Raw genomic sequence first — 23,161 nt, 5'->3', positions numbered from 1 at the left:
GAGAAAAAGAAGAGCCGGGCCTGTCGCTCAGGCCAGCACGACCACGCCGTCGGCGGCGCGCACGCCCTGCCCCTGCGGCAGCACGAAGACGGGGTTGATCTCGGCCTCGACCAGACGCTCGCCAAGCTGCGCAGCCATCCTGGAGAAGGCGACGATCGCATCGACCAAGGCCTCGATGTCGGCCTTGGGCCGTCCACGGAAACCATCCAGCAGCGGCCAGGTCTTGAGGTCGTGCGCCATCGATAGCGCCTCGGCGCGGCCGAGCGGCTTCAAGCCACGCGCATCCTGCGCCAGCAGCCGCATGGTGGTGTCCTTGAAAAGCTCCGCCGTCACGCCGCCCATGCCCAGCAGGATGGCCGTGCCCAGCGCATCGCGGTGCATTCCCAGGATCAGCTCCGTGCCGCCCGCAACCATCTCCTGCACGAGAAAGCGCTGCGGATGCACGCCGGTGCGGGCCTTCACGTCAGCCGCCATGTGGCCGATGCACTCGCCGATGGTGTCGCCGTCCAGCCCGACGGCAACGCCCCCCACGTCGCTCTTGTGCGTGATCTCGGACGACAGGATCTTGAGCACGACACGCCCACCCAGCTCGCGCGCAGCGGCTTCCGCCGCGGCTGGCGAAGCGACCACGCGTTCCGCGGCGCAAGGCACGCAGAAGCGCGAGAACAACTGTTTGGCCTGCGCCTCGTCGAGCGAACCGGAGGGCAGTTCGCCGGCCTCCACCGGCGGCAAGGCCGCGGCGTCTTCCCCGGACGCCACGAAGCGCTGCACGCGCAGCATGCCGGCCAGCGCGGCAGTGCAGCTCTCGGCTGCGGTGAATGCAGGCACGCCGCGGCGCGTGAGCAGCGCTCCCACTTCGGGCGCATGCGGGCTCACGTAGGCCATCACCGGCTTGTCGGAATTCGGCAGGCATTCCTGGATGGCGCCGGCCAGCAGTTCGGGCATGGCCAGGCTGGAGGAGCCGACGATGATCACCAGCGCGTCATAGCTCGGGCTTGCCAGCAGTGCATCGATGGCGCCGCGCAGCAGGTCGGGGCGCAGGCCGGCGAGCGTCACGTCGATGGGGTTGCGGTCCAGCACTGCCTCGCTGCCGGTCTGCAGCGCGCGCAGAGCATTGGCGGTGGCCTCGTCGGGCGCGGGCGTATCGAAGCCCGCCACGCCCAGGTCGTCAGACACCAGCGTGCCGGCGCCGCCCGTGGAAGTGAGGATGGCGACGCGCCCGCCGCGCAGCTTGCGGCCCGTGGACAGCGCGGCAGGAATGTCCAGCAGATCCGAGAAGCTCTGCGCCCGGATCACGCCGACCTGCCTGAACAGCGCGTCGTACATGCTGTCGGCACCTGCCATGGCACCGGTGTGGGACACGGCGGCCTTGGCGCCCGCCTCCGAGCGGCCGATCTTGAAGGCCACGACCGGCTTGCCCATGCGCGCGGCCTTCAGGCAGGCCGCGCGAAACTTCGCGGGGTCGCGCACGGTTTCGACATACAGCGCAATCACCTTGGTGGCCGGGTCGTCGGCCAGGTGGTCGATGAAGTCGGCCAGTTCCAGGTCAACTTCGTTGCTCGTGGAAATCAGCTTCGACAGGCCGATGCCGCGCGCCGCGGCGCGCGACAGCAGCGAGCCCAGGATGCCCCCGCTTTGCGAGACCACGCCGATCCCGCCGGCCTGGAACTCATCCATCTCCAGCGCTCCGGACGGCGACAGGACGATGTTGTCCGTGAGGTTGACGAGCCCGATGGTGTTGGGACCCAGGATGCGCATCGTCCCTGCTGCCTCGACCAACTGCTGCTGGCGCCGCGCGCCTTCCTCGCCGGTTTCGGTGTAGCCGCTGGCCAGCACGATGGCGGCGGCGCAGCCCCGTGCCGACAGCTCCTTCACCGCCAGGTGCGCGCGCTCGGCTCCCAGCAGCACGACGGCTACGTCGGGCACTTCCGGAAGCGACGCGATGTCGGCGTAGCACGGCAGCTCGCCGATGCGCTCGACCTTCGGGTTCACCGGCATGATGCGGCCTGCAAAGCCGTGCTTCTGCAGATAGGCCACTGGGCGGCCGGTGGTTTTCCTGGGGTCTGCCGAGGCACCGATGACGGCGACGCTGCGCGGCGACAGCAGCTTGGCGATGGCTTCATTCATGGCTCAGTCCCTGGAGGCCGTCTTGGCCAGAAAAGCTTCCACCGAAGCACGGTGCTCGCTGCTGGTGTAGCAGATGCCCTGCGCCTGGCTGCCCTGTGCGAACACGTCGTGCGAGGTCAGCTCGAAGCTCTGGTTCAGGATGGTCTTTGTCAGCGCGAGCGCAGTGGAAGACGCAGACGAGAGTTCGACCGCCCACGCCCGCGCGTCGGCGAGCAGCGTGTCCGCGCCGGTCTTGCGGTCCACGATGCCCAGCGAGAGGGCTTCGTCCACCTTGACCTGGCGGCCGGTGAAGATCAGCTCCTTGGCCTTGGGCAGGCCCACGCGGCGCGGCAGGAAGTACATGCCGCCGCCATCGGGAATGATCCCGCGCAGCACATAGCTCCAGGCGAAGCTGGCCCATTCGCTGGCAATGATGAAGTCGCAGGCCATCGCAGTGTCCGCCCCCAGACCGGAGGCAGCGCCGTTGACCGCTGCGATCACCGGCTTGGGCATGGTGTGCAGCAAGGCCTGCACGTGATGCACGCGCTGCTGGCGATGCCAGCCGTTGAACCCCACTTCACCTGCCGGAGCATTCATGCGCTTCTGCATTCCGCTGATGTCCCCGCCGGCGCAGAAACCCTTGCCTGCACCGGTCAGCACCATTGCCCTGATGGCCCTGTCGGCGGCCACGTGCTCCAGCACGTCGATGAATTCCGTGCGCATGTCGTCGCTCATGGCGTTGCGCTTGTCCGGGCGGTTGAATGTCACGGTCGCGATGGCGTCCGTCACCTGAAAGTCGATGAGGGTGTATGTCATGTGCTTTTTCCTGGGCGGCCGATGGCCGCAGTTCAATCGGCCTTGATGCCGTTTTCCTTGATGACGCGCGCCCACCGTTCTTCTTCGGCCCGCACGTAGTTGTCCAGTTCAGCCGGCGGCCCGGCGTTGATGACCAGCCCTTCGTGTTCGATCTTTCGCACGAAGTCGGGTGCACGGGCGGCCTTGCGGCCGGCGGCGTTGAGGCGCTCGACGACTGCTGGCGGCGTACCGGCCGGCACGAACAAGCCGTACCAGCTCTCCACCAGGTAGCCCGGCACGCTGGCCGCAATGGCCGGCACACCCTTGAATGCCGGCGAGGGTTCAGCCGTGGTCACGCCCAGGGCGCGCAGCTTGCCGCTGTCGACGAAGGTGGACACGGCCGCTGCGGTGGCGAACATCATGTCGACCTGGCCGCCCAGCAGATCGGTCAGCGCGGGACCTGCGCCCCGGTAGGGAATGTGCGAGAGCTTGACCTTGGCGAGGTTGGCGAACATCTCGCCGGCCAGATGGGCGGAGGTGCCCGCGCCCTGCGATGCGAAAGTCAGCTTGCCGGGATTGGCCTTCGCGGCGGTGAGCAGATCGGCCACGGACTTGTAGGGACTGTCGGGGCGCACCACCAGCACGTTGGGTCCGCGACCGACGAGGATGACCGGCGCAAAGGCCTTGTTGCTGCCATACGAAAGCCTGGGCTGCAGCGATGGATTGACGGCGTGGGCGAACGAGGCGACCACGACGCTGTAGCCGTCGGGCGCGCTCTTGGCCACGTTGTCCGTGCCGATCAGTGTTCCCGCGCCCGGCTTGTTGTCGATGATGACCGGCTGCCCGAGGTCCTTGGACATTTCCGCGCCCAGCGTGCGAGCGATCAGGTCGGTGCCTCCGCCCGGCGCGAAGGGCACGACGAAACGGATGGGCTTGTCGGGGTAGGCGAAGGCTGTGCCGACGACTGCGAAGCCTGCGAGAAGGAAGGCGAGCACGCGTGCTCGCCCGGTGGAAGGGGCTGCCATGGTCTGATGTCTCCAGAACTGTTTGATTTGAAAGTCCGTCACATGCCCGAGCTGCAGCGCGTGACAGCTGAACTCTAGGATCAAGCGGCTCGCAAAGGTGATTGCAATTCCACTGGATGGAACACAGGCAATGGATACTTCGATCCGATCCATTCACGGTGAATCCACGCGTCGCCCGTCCGCAAGGCTCCCATGACCGAACTTCCCAACTTCAATCTCGACCACAAGCCCGGACGATCACCCGCCAATCGATCGCTGGAGCGAGGCATCGAAATCCTGCGTGCATTCCGGCCAGGCTCCGAGCTGTTGGGCAATGGCGAACTGGCCGAGCGCACCGGACTTTCCAAGTCCACGGTCAGCAGACTCACGCAGACGCTGGTGGGTGCGGGCATGCTGCAGCTGGACAGCATCGAACGCGCCTATCGCCTGGCGCCCGCCGTGCTGAGCTTGTCGCACGCGATGCGCACCGGCTCGCGTGTTCTACAGGCAGCAACACCGCACATGCGCGAGTTGGCGCTGCAAAAGCGCATCAACGTCGGACTGGCCGCGCCGGACCGGGACGAGATGGTTTACCTTGAATCCATTCGCTATGCGAAGCGCGTAGCGCTCCGGCACGTGGTTTCGGGCCAGCGTGTGCCGATGGAACTCACGTCGCTGGGCAGGGCTTACCTGGCGGTCGCTTCGCAACCTCGCCGCGCCAGGCTGATGGAACTGTTCGCGCAACGCCGCAGGCACTGGCGCAAGATGGAGACAGAGATCAAGCAGGCGTGGGCGGACGTGCATGCCAAGGGGTACTGCGCCGCGGCCTGGCAACCCGAGGTAGTGGCGCTGGCCACGCCACTGCAGGTGGACGACGTCATCTATGTGCTGAATGTCAGCGTCTCGACCGAGGAGTCGATCGCCGTCGTATCGCGCGAGCTGGCGCCCGCTCTGCTCGAACTGGCGCAGAAGATTCGTCACGCGCTGATCGTGCAGGAACCGCGAGGCGCCTAGATGCCCGGTGCTTTCCAAAGCATCAGGCAATAGGGCTCAAGACATCGAGCCATTCGCCAAGTATGGCTCGCGGCTCCAGTCGCTGAACTTCGCAGCATTCGCAAATCTGCCTGCTCCCGTTCGCAGGAGTTCGCCCTTTCAGTCCTTCTGCAGTCGTTGCTTTCTGCGTAGATTGCGAACCATGACGACACCCGTTGGAACAACCGAACTCCGCGAACTGGTGCTGCCGGTGCATGCCAATCACCGCGGCACGCTCTTCGCCGGCCAGGGCCTGCAGCTCATGAGCAAGGCGGCCTTCCTGGCGGCGCGCGGCCTGGCGCAGCGCGAAGTGGTGATGGCCGAGGTGACCAGCGTCAGCTTTCTCTCGCCCGTGCCGGTGGGCTATCAGCTCGTCCTGCGCGGATGGGTCAGCCGCATCGGCCGCTGTTCGATGACCGTGTGCGTGACCGGCCTGGCCGACGTGCCGGGCGTTCCGGCGGAAGAAGTCCTCAAGGGCGTGTTCGAGATGGTGGCGGTCGATGCCGCCGGCCGCCCCGCCGCCATCGATCGCTCTTATCTGGACAAGGAAACCGCATGACCACCACGACCCTCATGACCCCCACGACCGAGATCGCCGCACCGGCCGGCTTCAAGGCCAAGAAGTCCGTCGCCCTGTCGGGCGTGACCGCGGGCAACACGGCGCTTTGCACCGTGGGCCGCACCGGCAACGACCTGCACTACCGCGGCTACGACATCCTGGACATCGCCGAGGTCTGCGAATTCGAAGAAATCGCCCACCTGCTGGTGCACGGCAAGCTGCCCACGCGTGCCGAGCTCAAGGCCTACAAGGCACGCCTGAAGGCCATGCGCGGCCTGCCGGCGAACGTGAAAGACGCACTGGAGAGCCTGCCCGCCGGCGCCCACCCGATGGACGTGATGCGCACCGGCGTCTCCGCGCTGGGCTGCATCCTGCCCGAGAGAGACGACCACAACCTGCCCGGCGCACGCGACATCGCAGACCGCCTGATGGCTTCGCTCGGCTCGATGCTGCTGTACTGGTATCACTGGAGCACGCAGGGCAAGCGCATCGATGTGGAGACCGACGACGACTCCATCGGCGGCCACTTCCTGCACCTGCTGCATGGCGAGAAGCCTTCCAAGGCCTGGGTGCGCGCGATGCACACCTCGCTGAACCTGTATGCCGAGCACGAGTTCAACGCCTCGACCTTCACCGCGCGCGTGATCGCCGGCACCGGCAGCGACATGTATTCGTCCGTCGCGGGCGCAATCGGCGCGCTGCGCGGCCCCAAGCACGGCGGCGCCAACGAAGTGGCCTTCGAGATCCAGAAGCGCTACGACTCGCCCGACGAAGCCGAGGCCGACATCCGCCGCCGCGTGGAGGCCAAGGAGGTGGTGATCGGCTTCGGCCACCCTGTCTACACGGTGAGCGATCCGCGCAACGTGGTGATCAAGGGCGTGGCCAGGCGGCTGTCCGACGAAACCGGCTCGACCAAGATGTTCGACATCGCGCAGCGGCTGGAATCGGTGATGTGGGAGGCCAAGAAGATGTTTCCCAATCTCGACTGGTTCAGCGCCGTGAGCTATCACATGATGGGCGTGCCCACCGCGATGTTCACGCCCCTGTTCGTGATCGCGCGCACCAGCGGCTGGGCCGCGCATGTGATCGAGCAGCGCGTAGACAACAAGATCATTCGCCCGAGCGCCAACTACACCGGCCCCGAGGACGTGAAGTTCGTGCCGATCGAGGCGCGGATCTGAGCCGCACAGGAGTCTCCGAGCGTTTGTCGCGGGTTTGCCATACGGGCGCAAACTAGCGCCTGCCACCGCGATGGCACGCCGTCGCGGGAGGCATGCACAACAACACTGGAGACAACAGCATGACCCTGAATCGCCGCGCCTTTTCATCAGCAGCCCTGGCCGGGCTGGCATTGCCCGTCGCCCGCACCGGCTGGGCCCAGGATGCCTTTCCGGCCAAGTCGCTCAAGATCGTCTGCCCCTTCGCACCCGGCGGGGGCTCCGACTTCATCGCGCGCGTTGCGTCGAACGTGCTCAGCCAGCGGCTGGGTCAGGCCGTGGTGGTGGACAACCGGCCGGGCGCTGGCGGCACGCTCGGCACCGAGTACGCATTGCACACGCCCGGCGACGGCTACACGCTGCTGCTGATTGCCGGCAGCTACACCGTCAACCCGTCCCTGTACAAGCTGCGCTTCGACCCGGTCGCCGACATGACGCCGGTGATCCAGTTGTCGAAGGGCGCATACGTGCTGTGCGTCAACCCGGCCAAGGTACCTGCAAAGAACCTGAAGGAGCTGCTCGACTACGGGCGCCAGAACCCGGGCAAGCTGACCTTCGCCTCGGCGGGCAACGGCAGCCACCTGCACATCGTGACCGAGTACATGTTCGGCATGGCCAAGGTCAAGGCCACGCACGTGCCGTACCGGGGCACGGGTCCGGCCGTTACCGACCTGGTGGCAGGCAACGTGGACATGCTGGTCGCGGGCACCGAGGCCTTGATGCCGCACGTGCAGTCGGGCCGGCTGCGTGCGTTCGCGGTGACCACTGCGCAGCGCCTGCAGGCCTACCCCAACATTCCCTCGATCGCCGAGGCCGGCGGCCTGCCCGAGTACGACGTGGTGGCATGGCACGGGCTGATCGCGCCCAAGGGCGTGCCGCCCGCCGTGCTCGCGAAGCTCAACGGCGCGCTCGACGCCGGCCTCAAGGCGCCCGAACTCAACGCCAAGCTGGAGCCCACCGGTGTGTCTGCTGCAGGCGGCACGGCGGAACAGTTCGGCGCGCTGATTCGCGCCGAAATTCCGCGCTACGCCAAGGTCGTGAAAGACAACGACATCCGCTCCGAGTAAGCCGCTTCCCGATTTGCCACGATGAATTCACGACACAGAAAACAACTCCCGGGCACCACGCTGGACTACATCGACGCCCGCGCCGCGGTCGATGCACTGCGCCCCGGCGCCTGGGACACCCTGCCCTACACCGCGCGCGTGCATGCCGAGAACCTGGTGCGCCGCTGCGACCCGGCCATCCTCGATGAATGCCTGCTGCAGCTCATCGAGCGCCGGCGCGATCGTGACTTTCCGTGGTTTCCCGTGCGCGTGGTGTGCCACGACATCCTGGGCCAGACCGCGCTGGTGGATCTGGCGGGTTTGCGCGACGCGATAGCGGCCGAGGGCGGCGACCCCGCGCAGGTGAACCCGGTGGTGCCGGTGCAGCTGATCGTCGACCATTCGCTGGCCGTGGAGTGCGGCGGATTCGATCCGCACGCCTTCGAGAAGAACCGGCAGATCGAAGACCGCCGCAACGAAGACCGCTTCCATTTCATCGACTGGACGAAGCGCGCCTTCGCCAACATGGAAGTGATTCCGGCGGGCAACGGCATCATGCATCAGATCAATCTGGAGAAGATGTCTCCGGTGGTCTACGTGCAGGACGGCCTGGCCTTCCCGGACACCTGCGTGGGCACCGACAGCCACACGCCGCACGTCGATGCGCTGGGCGTGATCGCGGTGGGCGTCGGTGGCCTGGAGGCCGAGAACGTGATGCTGGGCCGCGCCTCGTGGATGCGCCTGCCCGACATCGTCGGCGTGGAGCTGACCGGCCGGCGCCAACCGGGCATCACCGCCACCGACATCGTGCTGGCGCTCACCGAGTTCCTGCGCAAGGAAAAAGTGGTCGGTGCGTACCTGGAGTTCTTCGGCGAAGGCACGCACGGCCTGACCATCGGCGACCGCGCGACCATTTCCAACATGTGCCCCGAGTACGGCGCCACGGCCGCGCTCTTCTACATCGACGACCAGACGCTCACCTACCTGCGGCTTACCGGCCGCGAAGACGCACAGGTCGCGCTGGTCGAAACGTATGCGAAGACAGCCGGCTTCTGGGGCGATGCGCTGAAGACCGCCAGCTACGAACGCGTGCTGAAGTTCGACCTGTCGAGCGTGGTGCGCAACATGGCAGGCCCTTCCAACCCGCACCGCCGACTGCCCACCTCGCAGCTGGCCGAGCGCAACATCGCCGTCGGTCTTGCAGAGGCCAGGCGGCAGGAAGCAGCGGGCCTGATGCCCGACGGCGCCGTGATCATCGCGGCCATCACGTCGTGCACCAACACTTCGAACCCGCGCAACGTGATCGCCGCCGCGCTGCTGGCGCGCAATGCCAACCGCCTGGGCCTCGAGCGCAAGCCTTGGGTCAAGTCATCGCTGGCTCCGGGCTCCAAGGCCGTGGAGCTCTACCTGCGCGACGCCGGCCTGCTGCACGAGCTGGAGCAGCTCGGCTTCGGCATCGTCGCCTTTGCCTGCACCACCTGCAACGGCATGTCGGGTGCGCTGGACCCGAAGATCCAGCAGGAGATCATCGAGCGCGACCTGTACGCCACCGCGGTGCTCTCGGGCAACCGCAACTTCGACGGCCGCATCCATCCGTACGCGAAGCAGGCCTTTCTCGCGTCGCCGCCGCTGGTCGTGGCCTACGCGATCGCGGGCACGATGCGCTTCGACATCGAGCGCGACGTGCTGGACGTCGTGAACGGCAAGGAGATACGCCTGCAGGACCTCTGGCCGAGCGACGAGGAAATCGACGCCATCGTCGCGGCCTCCGTCAGGCCCGAGATGTTCCGCAAGGTGTACGAGCCCATGTTCGCGATCCACGCAGACAGCGGCGAGAAGGTGAGCCCGCAGTACGACTGGCGGCCGCAGTCCACCTACATTCGCCGGCCGCCCTACTGGGACAGCGAGGGCGTGGGCGCGCTCGCGGCCAATCCGCGCACGCTGCGCGGCATGCGGCCGCTGGCGCTGCTGCCGGACAACATCACGACCGACCATCTGTCGCCGTCCAACGCGATCCTGCTGGACAGCGCCGCCGGCGAGTACCTGGCGAAGATGGGCCTTCCGGAAGAAGACTTCAACTCCTACGCCACGCACCGCGGCGACCACCTCACGGCCATGCGCGCCACCTTCGCCAACCCGCAACTCGTCAACGAGATGGCGGTGGTCGACGGCGTGCAGAAGAAAGGGTCGCTCGCGCGCATCGAGCCTGAAGGCAAGGTCGTGCGCATGTGGGAGGCGATCGAGACGTACCTGAACCGCAGGCAGCCGCTGATCATCGTGGCCGGCGCCGACTACGGCCAGGGCTCGTCGCGCGACTGGGCCGCCAAGGGCGTACGCCTGGCCGGTGTGGAGACCGTGGTGGCCGAGGGCTTCGAACGCATCCACCGCACCAACCTGCTCGGCATGGGCGTGCTGCCGCTGGAGTTCAAGCCCGGCACCACGCGACTCACGCTGGGCCTGGACGGCACCGAAACCTACGACGTGATCGGCAAGCCCGCACCGCGCGCCGACCTCACCCTGGTCGTCCACCGCAAGGGCGGCGACACGCTGCAGGTTCCGGTGACCTGCCGGCTGGACACGGCCGAGGAAGTGTCGATCTACGACGCAGGCGGCGTGCTGCAGCGCTTTGCACAAGACTTCCTGGCCGAGAACAAGTCGGCAGCCTGAGACAACCACCACTCCCATTTGCCATGGCATCCGCTCCCCAGATCAAGATTCCCGCCGTCTATATGCGCGGCGGCACCAGCAAGGGCGTGTTCTTCCGCCTGCAGGACCTGCCCGCGGCGGCGCGGCAGCCCGGGCCGCCGCGCGACGCGCTGCTGCTGCGCGTGATCGGCAGCCCCGACCCCTACGCCAAGCAGATCGACGGCATGGGCGCGGCCACCTCCTCCACATCGAAGACCGTGATCCTGTCGCGCTCCACGCGGCCGGACCACGACGTCGACTACCTGTTCGGCCAGGTCTCCATCGACAGCGCCTTCGTCGACTGGTCGGGCAACTGCGGCAACCTGTCGGCGGCGGTCGGGCCGTTCGCAATTGCGCAGGGCCTGATCGACCGGGCGCGCGTACCGCAGAACGGCACGTGCACCGTGCGCATCTGGCAGGCCAACATCGGCAAGACCATCGTCGCCCACGTGCCGATCGCCCGAGGCGAGGTGCAGGAAACCGGCGACTTCGAACTCGACGGCGTGACCTTCCCCGCGGCCGAGGTGCCGCTGGAATTCATCGACCCGGCCGACGAGGGCGACGGCGAAGGCGGCGGCGCGATGTTCCCGACCGGCAAGGTGGTCGAAGAGCTCGAAGTGCCCGGCATGGGCACTTTGCGCGCCACGCTGATCAACGCGGGCATTCCGACCATCTTCGTCAACGCTGGCGACATCGGCTACACCGGCACCGAGTTGCAGGACGCGATCAACGGTGACGCGAAGGCGCTGGCGATGTTCGAGACGATCCGCGCGCATGGCGCGGTGAAGATGGGCCTCATCAAGGACATCGGTGAAGCGGCCAAACGCCAGCACACGCCCAAGGTGGCCTTCGTCGCAACGCCCAGGGACTACACGGCCTCCAGCGGCAAGGCAGTGAAGGCGGCGGACGTGGACCTGCTCGTGCGTGCGCTGTCGATGGGCAAGCTGCACCACGCCATGATGGGCACGGCCGCGGTCGCCATCGGCACCGCAGCGGCGATCCCCGGCACGCTGGTGAACCTTGCGGCCGGCGGTGGCGAGCGCCAGGCAGTGCGCTTCGGCCACCCATCGGGCACGCTGCGCGTCGGCGCCGAGGCCCGCAAGGTCGATGGCGAATGGGTGGTGACCAAGGCCCTGATGAGCCGGAGCGCCCGCGTGTTGATGGAAGGCTGGGTGCGCGTGCCTGGCGACAGTTTCTGATCGACAAGCCGGAGTGGGATGCGCTGGAAAGGCGCTACACCTGACGCGCCAGCTCGACAAAGGCCTTCAGGTAATCGACGTCGGTGTCCGCTTCCCGCGCGCCAAGAAAGATCTGCTTGGCGATGCCGCGCGAGCCCAGCCGGACCGGCACGATTTCCATCTTCTCCGCGTACTCCTCCACCAGCCAGCGAGGCAGCGCGGCCACGCCACGGCCGCTCGCCACCATCTGCAACATGATGTCCGTTGTCTCGATGGCCTTGTGGCGCTTGGGCGTCACGCCCGCGGGCATCAGGAACATGTTGTAGATGTCCAGCCGGTCCGTCGCAACCGGGTAGGTGACGAGAACCTCCTCGGTCAGTTGCGCGGGCTTGACGTAGGGCACGTTCGCCAGGCGGTGGCCGCGCGCGACCGCGAGCACCTGTTCGTAGTCGAACACAGGCTCGTAGTGCAGGCCCGGCTTGTAGAGCGGATCGGGGGTCACCAGCAGGTCGATCTCGTAGCCGAAGAGCGCGCCGATGCCGCCGAACTGGAATTTCTGCTTCACGTCGACGTCCACGTCGGGCCATGACGCCAGGTACGGCGACACCACCTTCAGCAGCCACTGGTAGCAGGGATGGCATTCCATGCCGATGCGCAGCGACCCGCGTTCGCCCTGGGCGAACTGGCGCAGTCGTTCTTCTGCCAGCGTGAGCTGCGGCAGCACGCGGTTGGCGACCGCCAGCAGGTACTGGCCCGCCTGGGTCAGCCGCAGACTGCGCCCTTCGCGCTGCCAGATCTCCGTTCCGAGCTGGATCTCGAGCTTGCGGATGGAATGGCTCAAGGCCGACTGCGTCAGGTGCAGCACCTCGGCAGCGGCCGTGAGCGAGCCTTGCTTGTCTACCTCCTGGACGATGGCCAGATGCGTGCGCTCCAACATGACTAATGAGCAGTATTCATGGATACGTGAAATAAGACCATTTTACTTCAAGAGTCGTCAAACCTAGGATCCACCCTTTCTCTGACTGCCCGGACGCTCCGATACCCATGACCACCACCCACAACCTTGGCTTTCCCCGCATCGGCGCCAGGCGCGAACTGAAGTTCGCGCTCGAGTCGTACTGGAAGGGAGAGTCCTCGCGCGACGCGCTCAAGGCCCTCGGCGCCGAGTTGCGCCAACGCCACTGGCAAGACCAGGCCGGAATCGACCTGGTGCCGGTGGGCGATTTCGCGTTCTACGACCAGGTGCTGGACATGAGCTTCACGCTCGGCAACCTGCCCGAGCGCGTGCGCGGCTTTCACGGCGACACCCTGGACAACTACTTCCGCGTGGCGCGCGGCCGCTCGGCGCAGTCCGCCGAAGACCACGCGGGCTGCTGCGGCGGCGTGGCCGCGGGCGAGATGACGAAGTGGTTCGACACCAACTACCACTACATCGTCCCCGAGTTCACTTCGGCAACCGAGTTCAAGCTCGACGCATCGCGCATCCTGGAGCAGCTCGCCGAAGCCAAGGTGCAGGGCGTGAAGGCCAAGCCCGTGCTGGTCGGCCCCGTGACGTACCTGTCCATCGGAAAGGCCAAGGACGACTCCGACAAGCTCGCGCTGCTGCCGCGCCTGCTGCCGGTGTACGCGGAACTGCTCGACGCACTGGCGGCCCAGGGCGTCGAGTGGGTGCAGATCGACGAGCCTTTGCTCGTCACCGAGCTGAACGCCGACTGGCAGCATGCCTTCAACACGGCCTACCACCATCTCAAGGCCGCCAAGGTCAAGATCCTGCTCGCGACCTATTTCGGCCAGCTGCTGGAAAACAAGTACCTGGCCGCCAACCTTCCGGTGGCGGGCCTGCACGTCGACGCCATCAATGGCCGCGACGACGTGGTGCCTCTGCTGAGCATGCTGCCCGCGCACAAGGTGCTGTCGCTCGGGGTCATCAACGGCCGCAACATCTGGAAGAGCGACCTGGCCGCCATCCTCGACTGGCTCGAGCCGCTGGCGCAGCGCCTGGGCGAGCGTCTCTGGATTGCACCGTCGTGCTCGCTGCTGCACGTGCCGGTGGATCTGGCCAGCGAGCAGAAGCTCGATGCCGAGGTCAAGTGGTGGCTCGCCTACGCACTCCAGAAGCTCGAGGAGCTGAGAGTGCTGGCCGCCGCCCTGCGCCACGGCCGCGATGCCGTGAAGGATGAGCTGGCAGCCAATCAGGCCGCCATTTCCGCCCGCCGCAACTCGCCGCGCGTGAACAACCCCGGCGTCAAGGCCGCCATCGCCAGGCTGAACGCGGCCTTGGGCCAGCGCAAGAGCGTCTACGCCCAGCGCGCGCCCAAGCAAGCCACCCTGCTGAAGCTGCCGGCCTACCCGACCACCACCATCGGCTCATTCCCGCAGACCGCGGAAATCCGCCATGCGCGCAGTGAGTTCAAGGCGGGTCGCCTCGATGCAGCAGGCTACAAGGCCGCGATGCAGGCCGAAATCGGCCGCAGCGTGAAGGAACAGGAAGTCCTGGGCCTGGACGTGCTGGTGCACGGCGAAGCCGAACGCAACGACATGGTCGAGTACTTCGGCGAGCAACTCGACGGCTACGCCTTCAGCCAGTTCGGCTGGGTGCAATCGTACGGTTCGCGCTGCGTGAAGCCGCCGATCTTGTTCGGCGACATCAGCCGTCCGAAGGCGATGACCGTGGAGTGGATCAAGTACGCGCAGTCGCTCACGCAAAAGCCGATGAAGGGCATGCTGACCGGTCCGGTCACCATCCTGAACTGGTCTTTCGTCCGTGACGACCAGCCGCGCTCAGTGTCGTGCCACCAGCTTGCGCTGGCCATACGCGAAGAAGTACTCGACCTGGAGAAAGCCGGCGTGCGCGTGATCCAGATCGACGAGGCGGCGCTGCGCGAAGGCCTTCCGCTGCGCAAGTCGCAGTGGCAGGAGTACCTCGACTGGGCTGTCGAGTCCTTCCGCATCACGGCCAACGGCGTGCGCGACGAGACACAGATCCACACGCACATGTGCTACTCGGAGTTCAACGACATCATCGCGTCGATCGCCGACATGGATGCCGACGTCATCACCATCGAGACCTCGCGTTCGGACATGGAGCTGCTCGATGCCTTCGACAACTTCAAGTACCCCAACGAGATCGGCCCCGGCGTGTACGACATCCACTCGCCGAACATTCCGAGCCAGGAGCACATCGTGCAGCTGATGAAGAAGGCGGCCGAGCGCGTTCCTGCCGAACGCCTGTGGGTCAACCCCGACTGCGGCCTGAAGACGCGCCAGTGGGCGGAAGTGGTGCCGGCGCTGACCAACATGGTGGCGGCCGCCAAGACGCTGCGCGCATCGGCCTGAGCTCAGCGCGGACTCCACCGGCCCCTTCTAGGGATGCCAAGTGGAGACCACCGCCGGAGTCTGCGCAGTGGGCCGGCCGGCCAGTGCGTAGGAGAGTTCGTTCGCGGCCTTCATGATCGTCTTCGCGTGGCCGAGCAGCTTTGCCTTGGGCAACCGGTCCGCGGGGCCCGAGATGCACACCGACCCCAGCAGCGCCCAGCGCAGGCCGAAGACCGGCGCCGACACGGTCGCCACGTTCTTCTCGCGCTCGCCGATGGAGAAGTGATAGCCCTTCTTGCGGATGTCTTCGTACAGCTTTCCGGGCTCGCCGGAGAACGCAAGAATCACCCGCCCCGGTGACCCTTTTTCCAGCGGCAGCATCGCGCCCATGCGTGCGTGGTGCCGGATGGGCTGCGGCCCTTCCACGCGCGCCAGGCAAGTCCTGGAATTTCCTTCGCGCACATAGAACGCTGCGCTCTCGCCCGTTGCATGCGACAGGGCAAGCAGCATCGGCTCCACGACATTGTTGGCATCGAAGCTGGCTTGGTAGCGGGCTCCGAGCCAGCCTGCCGCAGGTCCCAGTCGCCATTCGCCGTCGTCGCGCTGCACCACGTAGCCGGCAAGCGCCAACGTGCGCAGCAGCCGCAGCGCGGTTGTCTTGTGCATGTGGCTGCGGCGGGTCAGCTCGGCCAGCGAGAGGCGCTCGTCCTGCATGCCGAAGGCATCGAGCAGCTGCAGGGCACGGGTGACTGCGGTCACGCCGCCCGTGGCGCCCGCGTCCACTTCACGCGGCTCTTCGATGACTTCGGTCGATCGTTTGGCTGCCGGCAATTTGTTTCGCACAGTGGTCCATGGTCCGTTCAGTGGACCACCATTGTATGGAGCGGAACGCAAATCTAAAGTCGCTTCATGCCTCGGAGCACCACCGCTCGCAGGCACTGATTGATCGAACGATTCCGGAGACAACACAAATGCGCACCTCGAGCCCCAGCTCCATTCCTCGCCGCGCGGCCATCGGCCTCGCCCTTCTACTTTCTTGCGGCGTGACGCTGGCACAAGGCTATCCGGCGCGCCCCATCCGCCTCGTCGTGCCGTTCCCGCCGGGCGGCGGCACGGACATCATTGCCCGCGAGGTGGCGAACAAGGTCGCGACCTCGGAGGGCTGGACCATCGTCATCGACAACAAGCCCGGCTCCGGCGGCAACATCGGCGTCGACGCGGCAGCCAAGGCCAACCCCGACGGCTACACGCTGGTGCTGGGGCAGACCAGCAACCTCGCGATCAATCCGACGCTCTACGCCAAGCTGCCCTACGACCCGGTGAAGGACCTCGCAGCTGTGGGCCTCGTCGCCTCCGCACCGCTGGTGCTGGTGGTCTCGGCCGCGTCGCCCTACAAGAAGCTCGCGGACGTGGTCGCCGCCGCAAAGGCCAAGCCCACCGCACTCAACTACGCGAGCTCGGGCAACGGCACGGTGGCCCATCTCGCCACCGAGCAGTTCCAGAAGGCCGCGGGCGTGCAGTTCACGCACGTTCCCTACAAGGGCGCATCGCAAGGCCTGACCGACCTGGTCGGCGGCCAGATCCAGATGTACATCTCGTCCGTGCCGACCCTGATCGCGCAGATCAAGAGCGGCCAGTTGCGCGCGCTGGCCGTTACCTCGCTGCAACGCAACCGCGACTTGCCTGACGTTCCCACCATGGCCGAGTCGGGCTACAAGGATTTCGAGGCCGTCACGTGGTTCGGCGTGGCAGGCCCCGCGGCCATGCCGAAGGATGCGGTCACCAAGCTCAACGCAGCTTTCAACAAGGCGCTCGCCACGCCCGAGGTGCAGAAGAAGCTCGCGGCACAAGGGGCGGAGGTGATGTCCGGCCCGCCCGAGAAGTTCGCATCGCTGATTCGCACGGACGGTGTTCGCTGGGGCGCCGTCGTCAAGGTTTCGGGCATCAAGCTGGATTGAGCGCCCTTCTTCATCCCATCACTTCTGAAAGCACCCTCATGTCATCGCCCCTCCCCGACATCGTCCGCAACTTCGAGCGCGTGCCCGCGCACATCGTGGCGCAGGCTGCCGAATTCCAGCCGGCCATCCTGGCCGACGTGGCCGGGCGCCGCGGCGCGGTGGACGGCCGCATCAAGGCATTGCGCCCCCGCATGAAGCTGGCCGGAACCGCGATCACCGTAGAAGTTCGCCCCGGCGACAACCTGATGATCCATGCCGCCATTGCCATGGCGAAGCCCGGCGACGTGCTCGTGATCGACGGCAAGGGCGACCAGACCTCCGCGCTCATGGGCACGATCATGATGACCGCCTGCAAGCAGGTCGGCATTGCCGGCGTGGTCATCGACGGTGCCTGCCGCGACAGCAACGAGATCGACGAGATGGACTTCCCTGTCTTTTCCGTCGGCACCAACCCGAACGGGCCCACCAAGAACATCGGCGGGCGCATCGGCCATCCGGTGTCGATCGGCGGCGTAACGGTGCATCCGGGCGACTTCATCGTCGGCGACGGCGACGGCGTGGTCGTGGTGGAGCGCGAGAAGATCGAATCGCTGCTGCCTCTCGCCGCGAAGAAGGTGAAGGACGAGGCCGCACGCATCGCCGCCATCAAGGACGGGGACACCGCCGCCAAGTGGCTCGATGCAGCCCTGCGCACGGCCGGTGTGCTGAAGGAGGGCGAGACGCTGTGACAGCCATCCTGGTGACGGGCGCCGACCTCGCGCCACAGGCACTCGACCTCCTCGAGGGATACGAAGTCATCTACGCGGGCAAGACACCGACCGAAGACGACCTCGTGGCCCTGTGCCGCGCGCATGACCCGGTGGCCATCATCGTGCGCTACGGCAAGGTGGGCCCGGCGGTCATGGACGCGGCCCCTGCGCTCAAGGTGATCTCCAAGCACGGCAGCGGCACGGACACCATCGACAAGGCAGCCGCACAGGCGCGCGGCATCGAGGTCGTTGCGGCCGTGGGCGCCAATGCAGCAGCGGTGGCCGAGCAGGCGCTCGCGCTGCTCCTGGCCTGCGCCAAGTCGGTGGTGGCGCTCGATGCGCGCATGCATGCCGGCCATTGGGACAAGGCAACGCACAAGAGCCTCGAGCTCGGCGGCCGCACCATCGGCCTCATCGGGCTCGGCGCCATTGGGCTTCGCTTTGCGCGCATGGCCGATGCGCTGGGCATGCGCGTGCTTGGGTTCGATCCGTACGCCAAGAATCTTCCGGCGTACGTACAAGCCGTGGACCTGGCGACCATCTGGGCCGAGTCCGATGCCATTTCGCTGCACTGCCCGTTGACGGACGACAACCGCGGGCTGCTCAACGCCGAGACGCTGGCACGATGCAAGCGCGGCGTGATCGTCATCAACACGGCACGCGGCGGCCTGATCGAAGAGGCCGCGCTGCTGGCGGCGGTCCGCTCGGGCCAGGTGGCCATGGCCGGGCTGGACAGCTTCGCGGTCGAGCCGATGGCGCCCGGCCATCCGTTCCAGGGCGAAAAGAACATCGTGCTGAGCCCGCACATCGGCGGCGTCACCAGCGATGCCTACGTGAACATGGGCGTGGGCGCAGCGAAGAATCTGCTGCAGGTGCTCGCCCGCCAGACGACGAGCGTCTGAGGCGCAGCCGCAAGGCGGCACCATCCGGACCAGAACAAGGAGACAAAAAATGAACAGAGGCAAGAACGCCCGCCGGGCGGTGGCCATGCTCGGGCTGTCGGCCACGCTGGCGGCAGTAGCAACGGCGCATGCACAAACCTGGCCAGCCAAGCCGGTGCGCATCCTCGTCGGCTTTTCCGCAGGCGGCCCCACCGACGTCGTGGCGCGCGCCTTTGCCGACCACGCATCGCGCGCCCTGGGCCAGCCCTTCATCGTGGACAACAAGCCCGGCGCCAACACGATCCTGGCGGCCGAGGCAGTCGCTGCCGCGCCGGCCGACGGCTACACGCTGCTGCTGGGCGCAACGAATCACACGATGATCCCGGCGCTCTACAGCCAGCGGGTCAAGTTCGACGCCGTGCGGTCGTTCGCCCCGGTGTGCTCGCTCGCCGTGAGCCCGACGGTGCTGGTCGTGGGGCCGTCGATGCCCGTCAAGTCGTTCGGCGCGTTCCTGCAGGCGGTCAAGGCCGAGCCGGGCAAGCGCACCTATGCCACGCCGGGCTCGGGCAGCTCGGGGCACTTCGCGAGCGCGCAATTCACGCGGCTGACAGGCACGTCGATGAACCACATCCCGTACAAGGGCGCGGCGCAGGCGACGACCGATCTCATGGGAGGCCAGGTCGACAGCTCTTTCGCTACGCTGGGCTCGGTGCTCACCCAGGTGCAGTCGGGCAAGCTGACGGCCCTGGCCGTGGCGGCGCCGAAGCGCTCGGCACTGCTGCCGGACGTGCCGACTTTCGAGGAGGTGGGCGTCAAGGGCTACACGGCCGACGCCTGGTACGGCCTGCTGGCACCGGCAAAGACGCCGCCGGAAGTCCTGGCCGTGCTGCGCCGCGCAGCCACCGAGTTTGCGCAAGCGCCGGCCACGCAGGAGAAGCTGCGTTCGCTCGGCATGGAAGCACAGAACACCTGCGCCGATGCCTTCGGCGCGCAGCTGACGCGCGAGGTCAAGCTCTATGGCGAGCTGGCCCGAACGCTCGACCTCAAGACCGAATGAACGCACATCCCAGGAAACCAGAATGAAAGCCATCCGACGCATGCTCGCCGCGTGCCTCTTCGCTGCTGCCGCTTCCGCCCAGGCCGCCTTTCCGGACCGCCCCATCACGCTCGTCGTGCCGTATGCGCCGGGCGGCTCCGCGGACGCGCTGGCGCGCGTGCTGGCGGTGCGCATGGGCGAGAAGCTGGGCACCAGCGTGATCGTCGACAACAGGCCCGGCGCCAGCGGAACCATCGGTGCGAGCTTTGCGGCCAAGGCCGCGCCCGACGGCTACACGGTGCTCTACGACGCCACGCCCTACTCGATCAATCCGCATCTCTTTCCCCGGATGCCGTACGCCGGCAATGCCCTGCAGCCGCTGGCGCTCGTCTCGCTGGCGCCCAACATCGTGATCATCCGTGCGGAGTCGCCGGTGAAGAGCATCAAGGACCTCGCGGACAAAGCGAAGGCCGAACCCGGAAAGCTCAACTTCGCATCGGGCGGAAGCGGCACCGTGCAGCGGCTTGCGGCGGAATTGCTGCGCCAGCGGCTCGGGCTCGACATGGTGCATGTCGGCTACAAGAGCGGCGGCCCCGCCATCTCCGATGTCATGGGCGGGCAGGTCGACTTCATGTTCAGCACCATCGCGGCGTCGTATCCGCTCGTGTCCTCGGGCAAGCTGCGCGCGCTGGCGGTGTCGTCGCCGCAGCGCTCGGCGCGCCTGCCCGATGTGCCGACCATCGCCGAGACCGTAGCGCCCGGCTACGAGGCCTACGAGTGGCACGGCCTGCTCCTGCCGGCCGGCACGCCCGCGCCCATCGCCGACAAGCTCCACAAGGCGGTGGTCGAAGTCCTGAAGAATGACGAAGTGAAGCGGCGCTTCGTGGACGTGGGCGTGCAGCCGGTCGGCTCGACGCCATCCGAGTTCGCCGACTTCCTGAAGAAGGAAGATGCGAAATGGGCGGAAGTGATCCGCAAGGGCAACATCAAGCTCGACTGAAGACAGCCATGGACCGCACCTCTGACGCGCAGCCGGTTCCCCATTCGGTGGGGACGAACTGGCCCGCGACTGCACTGCCTGCCGACGCCTGCGACAGCCACATGCACATCTTCGACCCGCGCTTCGCCGCGTCGCCGCACTGGAAGCGCCACCCGCCGCGCGCCGAGGTGGCCGCCTATCGGCTTTTGCAGCAGCGGCTAGGAACCTCGCGCACGGTGGTCGTCAATCCCTCGACCTACGGCACGGACAACGCCTGCACGCTCGACGCGCTCGCGCAACTGGGCGAGCGCGCGCGCGGCATCGCAGTCGTCGGCCAGGACGTGGCCGACGACGAGCTCGACCGCCTGGCGGCGCATCGCGTCTGCGGCTTGCGCGTGAACTTCGTGACGCCGCAGTCCTGGGGCGTCACCACGGCGCAGATGCTGACGACGCTGGCGCGAAAGGTGGCCCGGCTGGGTTGGCACATCCAGGTCTTCCTGCAGCCCGAACAACTGGTGGAACTCGCGCCGATATTGGCGGCACTCCCGGTGCCGCTGGTGATAGACCACATGGCCCGCATCGACCCGGCCGACGGTGTCGACGGCGCGGCATTTGCGGTGGCGCGCCGGCTGCTCGACGGTGGCAATACGTGGATGAAGCTGTCGGGCGTCTACATGCGATCGCGCGACGGGGCGCCCGCCTACCAGGATGCCTTCGCGCTGGGCCGTGCGCTGGTCAAGGCGGCGCCGGAACGGCTGGTCTGGGGCAGCGACTGGCCTCACACCACGGAGACTCCAGGCACCGTCAACGATGCCGACCTGGCCGATGTGCTCTCGGCATGGTGCGATGCCACCACCGCCGTGCGCGACCGTATCCTGGTCGACAACCCGGCGAGGCTCTATGGCTTCGCGATGACCTGATTGCAGAGGAGACCGACTTGTACCTATTGCAAGCGCCCCAGGTGCTGGACCTGCAGACCTTCACCAGCATGCCCGAGTCCTTCCGCCGCCCGGAGCCCAGCGTCTGGGCCGATGCCAACCGCGGCGGCCAGGTGACCGATTCCTTTCTCGAAGGCCCTGTGTTCGACGACGACGACAACCTCTACGTCACGGACATCCCTTTCGGCCGGATCTTCCGCATCGACACATCGGGCGAATGGACGCTGGTCGCCGAGTACGACGGCGAGCCGAACGGCATGAAGTTCGTCGACGCACACACCCTGCTCGTCACCGACTACAAGAACGGCCTGATGCGGGTGGATGTGCGAACCGGCCGCGTCACGCCGCACCTTCAGCGGCGCAACACCGAGAGCTTCAAGGGCGTGAACGACCTGGTGCTCGATGCGCAGGGCAACGTCTACTTCACGGACCAGGGCCAGAGCGGGTTGCACGACCCTTCGGGCCGCCTGTATCGCCTGAGGCCCGACGGGCAGCTCGACCTGCTGCTGTCCAACGTGCCCAGCCCGAATGGCGTGGCCCTCTCGCCGGACGGCAAGGTGCTCTATCTCGCGGTGACGCGCGGCAACTGCGTCTGGCGCGTGCCGTTGCTGGCCGACGGGAGCGTTGCCAAGGTGAGCCAGTTCTTCACGTCCTACGGGCCCAGCGGCCCCGACGGGCTTGCGGTCGACACGCAGGGTCGGGTGCTGGTCGCCAATCCCGGCCTGGGCTATGTCTGGGTGCTCAACACGCGCGCCGAACCCGTCATGGTGCTGCGCGGGCCCACCGGCGCCTCGACGACGAACATCGCCTTCGGTGGCCCTGGCAGGTCGACCTTGTTCGTCACCGACTCCACGCACGGCAACGTGCTGAAGCTGGCGCTCGACGCTCCTGGCGTGGAACTTCATCGCTGGTCGTCCTAGCCCCCCAAGCCCTTCCTGCAGGCTCGCAAGCGTCGATGGGCCGGTCTTTTTTCGATTTGTTTCAAAAAAGGCCTTTACCTCCCGAAGGAAACTTTTCCCGGTCTTTTGCACACCTACCAGGCATTGTTTGCAAAACCCAACACCGAGGAACACTCCATGCGTCTCACGACGAAGGGCGGCTTCGCCTTGACGGCCATGATCGATGTCGCCATGCGCGAACGGGACGGCCCCGTACCGTTGGCCTCGATCAGCCGACGACAGCACATTGCCCGCTCGTCGCTCGAACTGCTGTTCAGCAAGCTGCGCCAGCATGCGCTGATCAAGGCAACGCGCGGACCGGGCGGCGGCTACACGCTGACGCGCAGGGCGTCCGAAATCACCGTGGCGGACATCCTCGCTTCGGTCGATGGCCAGCCACTGGCCGACACCGAAGCCTCGCCGAACAAGGAAGACGCCGGCGGCAGCAGCAAGGGCTGCTACTCGACCGATGCGCTGTGGGCCTCCGCCAAGCACCATGTCATGGAATTCCTGGGCTCCGTCACGCTGCAGAGCCTGGTCGAAGACCAGCTGGCCAAGGGCGTGCGCGTCGAGCACGAGCCCCCGAAGAAGAAAGAAGCCCTACCGAGCCCCGCAACCCTGCCGATGCGCGTGAACGCGCCGAACTCGGTGTTCGCGTGGAACGGCGTATTCGCCAAGCGCTGAAGACAAAGCAGGCTTTACATGGCTGACTGACCTGAAACGCAAGGCGCATTACGGGTTTTGA

Annotated in this window: 20 protein-coding genes; 15 read left to right on the top strand and 5 right to left on the bottom strand. The window is 66.8% G+C overall.

Annotation, left to right across the window (positions count from 1 at the left end; genetic code table 11):
• Window positions 1-27: 27 nt before the first annotated feature.
• The 3 genes from ACN9MV_RS03645 to ACN9MV_RS03635 are packed head-to-tail and all read right to left on the bottom strand — an operon-like array spanning window position 28 to window position 3,926.
• Window positions 28-2,127: an acetate--CoA ligase family protein gene (locus tag ACN9MV_RS03645; RefSeq protein WP_426391339.1), complete on the bottom strand. Its 2,100-nt coding sequence runs from the start codon at window positions 2,125-2,127 to the stop codon at window positions 28-30.
• 3 nt (window positions 2,128-2,130) lie between these two features.
• Window positions 2,131-2,922: an enoyl-CoA hydratase/isomerase family protein gene (locus ACN9MV_RS03640; protein ID WP_307615247.1), complete on the bottom strand. Its 792-nt coding sequence runs from the start codon at window positions 2,920-2,922 to the stop codon at window positions 2,131-2,133.
• Between the two features lie 32 nt (window positions 2,923-2,954).
• Window positions 2,955-3,926 (bottom strand): tripartite tricarboxylate transporter substrate binding protein, encoded by a 972-nt coding sequence (locus ACN9MV_RS03635; RefSeq protein ID WP_426391338.1) that lies wholly within the window; start codon window positions 3,924-3,926, stop codon window positions 2,955-2,957.
• Window positions 3,927-4,118: 192 nt separating this feature from the next.
• Here ACN9MV_RS03635 and ACN9MV_RS03630 point away from each other — a divergent pair, with 192 nt between their 5' ends.
• The 6 genes from ACN9MV_RS03630 to prpF all read left to right on the top strand — a co-directional run bounded on the left by ACN9MV_RS03630 (window position 4,119) and on the right by prpF (window position 11,643).
• Window positions 4,119-4,919, top strand: a complete 801-nt coding sequence (locus ACN9MV_RS03630; RefSeq protein WP_093077137.1) for an IclR family transcriptional regulator — start codon at window positions 4,119-4,121, stop codon at window positions 4,917-4,919.
• A gap of 181 nt (window positions 4,920-5,100) precedes the next feature.
• Window positions 5,101-5,496, top strand: a complete 396-nt coding sequence (locus ACN9MV_RS03625; protein WP_093058793.1) for an acyl-CoA thioesterase — start codon at window positions 5,101-5,103, stop codon at window positions 5,494-5,496.
• The gene (gene prpC / locus ACN9MV_RS03620; protein ID WP_426391336.1) at window positions 5,493-6,677 is read left to right on the top strand and encodes a bifunctional 2-methylcitrate synthase/citrate synthase; all 1,185 of its coding nucleotides are present in this window, start codon (window positions 5,493-5,495) and stop codon (window positions 6,675-6,677) included. Before ACN9MV_RS03625 ends, prpC begins: the two co-directional genes overlap by 4 nt.
• 119 nt (window positions 6,678-6,796) lie before the next feature.
• Complete coding sequence (locus ACN9MV_RS03615) at window positions 6,797-7,780, top strand: tripartite tricarboxylate transporter substrate binding protein (RefSeq protein WP_426391335.1); 984 nt, start codon at window positions 6,797-6,799, stop codon at window positions 7,778-7,780.
• Between the two features lie 21 nt (window positions 7,781-7,801).
• Window positions 7,802-10,426 carry a Fe/S-dependent 2-methylisocitrate dehydratase AcnD gene (acnD, locus tag ACN9MV_RS03610; RefSeq protein WP_426391334.1) on the top strand — a complete coding sequence of 875 codons (2,625 nt, stop codon included), beginning with the start codon at window positions 7,802-7,804 and terminating at the stop codon, window positions 10,424-10,426.
• 23 nt (window positions 10,427-10,449) lie between these two features.
• The gene (prpF, locus tag ACN9MV_RS03605) at window positions 10,450-11,643 is read left to right on the top strand and encodes a 2-methylaconitate cis-trans isomerase PrpF (protein ID WP_426391333.1); all 1,194 of its coding nucleotides are present in this window, start codon (window positions 10,450-10,452) and stop codon (window positions 11,641-11,643) included.
• 34 nt (window positions 11,644-11,677) lie between these two features.
• Here the strand turns inward: prpF and ACN9MV_RS03600 are convergent, their stop codons facing one another.
• A complete protein-coding gene (locus tag ACN9MV_RS03600; RefSeq protein ID WP_093058789.1) occupies window positions 11,678-12,559 on the bottom strand; it encodes a LysR family transcriptional regulator in 882 nt (293 codons plus the stop codon).
• Between the two features lie 107 nt (window positions 12,560-12,666).
• Between ACN9MV_RS03600 and metE the strand changes: the two genes are divergently transcribed.
• On the top strand, window positions 12,667-14,958 hold the full coding sequence (gene metE / locus ACN9MV_RS03595; protein ID WP_426391332.1) for a 5-methyltetrahydropteroyltriglutamate--homocysteine S-methyltransferase: 2,292 nt from the start codon (window positions 12,667-12,669) through the stop codon (window positions 14,956-14,958).
• A 27-nt stretch (window positions 14,959-14,985) separates the two neighbouring features.
• Here the strand turns inward: metE and ACN9MV_RS03590 are convergent, their stop codons facing one another.
• Window positions 14,986-15,738 carry an IclR family transcriptional regulator gene (locus ACN9MV_RS03590; protein ID WP_093077188.1) on the bottom strand — a complete coding sequence of 251 codons (753 nt, stop codon included), beginning with the start codon at window positions 15,736-15,738 and terminating at the stop codon, window positions 14,986-14,988.
• A 170-nt stretch (window positions 15,739-15,908) separates the two neighbouring features.
• Between ACN9MV_RS03590 and ACN9MV_RS03585 the strand changes: the two genes are divergently transcribed.
• The 8 genes from ACN9MV_RS03585 (at window position 15,909) to ACN9MV_RS03550 (ending at window position 23,100) form a co-directional block, all read left to right on the top strand.
• Complete coding sequence (locus tag ACN9MV_RS03585) at window positions 15,909-16,895, top strand: Bug family tripartite tricarboxylate transporter substrate binding protein (RefSeq protein WP_093058787.1); 987 nt, start codon at window positions 15,909-15,911, stop codon at window positions 16,893-16,895.
• Between the two features lie 38 nt (window positions 16,896-16,933).
• Window positions 16,934-17,623: an RraA family protein gene (locus ACN9MV_RS03580; protein WP_093058786.1), complete on the top strand. Its 690-nt coding sequence runs from the start codon at window positions 16,934-16,936 to the stop codon at window positions 17,621-17,623.
• On the top strand, window positions 17,620-18,546 hold the full coding sequence (locus ACN9MV_RS03575) for an NAD(P)-dependent oxidoreductase (RefSeq protein ID WP_426391331.1): 927 nt from the start codon (window positions 17,620-17,622) through the stop codon (window positions 18,544-18,546). Before ACN9MV_RS03580 ends, ACN9MV_RS03575 begins: the two co-directional genes overlap by 4 nt.
• Window positions 18,547-18,595: 49 nt before the next feature.
• Window positions 18,596-19,582 carry a Bug family tripartite tricarboxylate transporter substrate binding protein gene (locus ACN9MV_RS03570; protein ID WP_426391330.1) on the top strand — a complete coding sequence of 329 codons (987 nt, stop codon included), beginning with the start codon at window positions 18,596-18,598 and terminating at the stop codon, window positions 19,580-19,582.
• 22 nt (window positions 19,583-19,604) lie between these two features.
• Window positions 19,605-20,561, top strand: coding sequence for a tripartite tricarboxylate transporter substrate binding protein (locus tag ACN9MV_RS03565; RefSeq protein ID WP_426391329.1), 957 nt, complete (start codon window positions 19,605-19,607; stop codon window positions 20,559-20,561).
• Between the two features lie 8 nt (window positions 20,562-20,569).
• Window positions 20,570-21,460: an amidohydrolase family protein gene (locus ACN9MV_RS03560; protein ID WP_426391328.1), complete on the top strand. Its 891-nt coding sequence runs from the start codon at window positions 20,570-20,572 to the stop codon at window positions 21,458-21,460.
• A 17-nt stretch (window positions 21,461-21,477) separates the two neighbouring features.
• The gene (locus tag ACN9MV_RS03555; RefSeq protein ID WP_426391327.1) at window positions 21,478-22,398 is read left to right on the top strand and encodes an SMP-30/gluconolactonase/LRE family protein; all 921 of its coding nucleotides are present in this window, start codon (window positions 21,478-21,480) and stop codon (window positions 22,396-22,398) included.
• Window positions 22,399-22,554: 156 nt separating this feature from the next.
• Entirely contained in the window at window positions 22,555-23,100 is a 546-nt protein-coding gene (locus ACN9MV_RS03550; protein ID WP_093077121.1) for an Rrf2 family transcriptional regulator, read from the top strand.
• Window positions 23,101-23,161 lie beyond the last annotated feature (61 nt).

It is taken from the genome of Variovorax sp. R-27, from assembly GCF_049913215.1.
Taxonomy (GTDB): Bacteria; Pseudomonadota; Gammaproteobacteria; order Burkholderiales; family Burkholderiaceae_C; genus Variovorax.
This window is presented reverse-complemented; position numbering and strand designations above follow the sequence as displayed.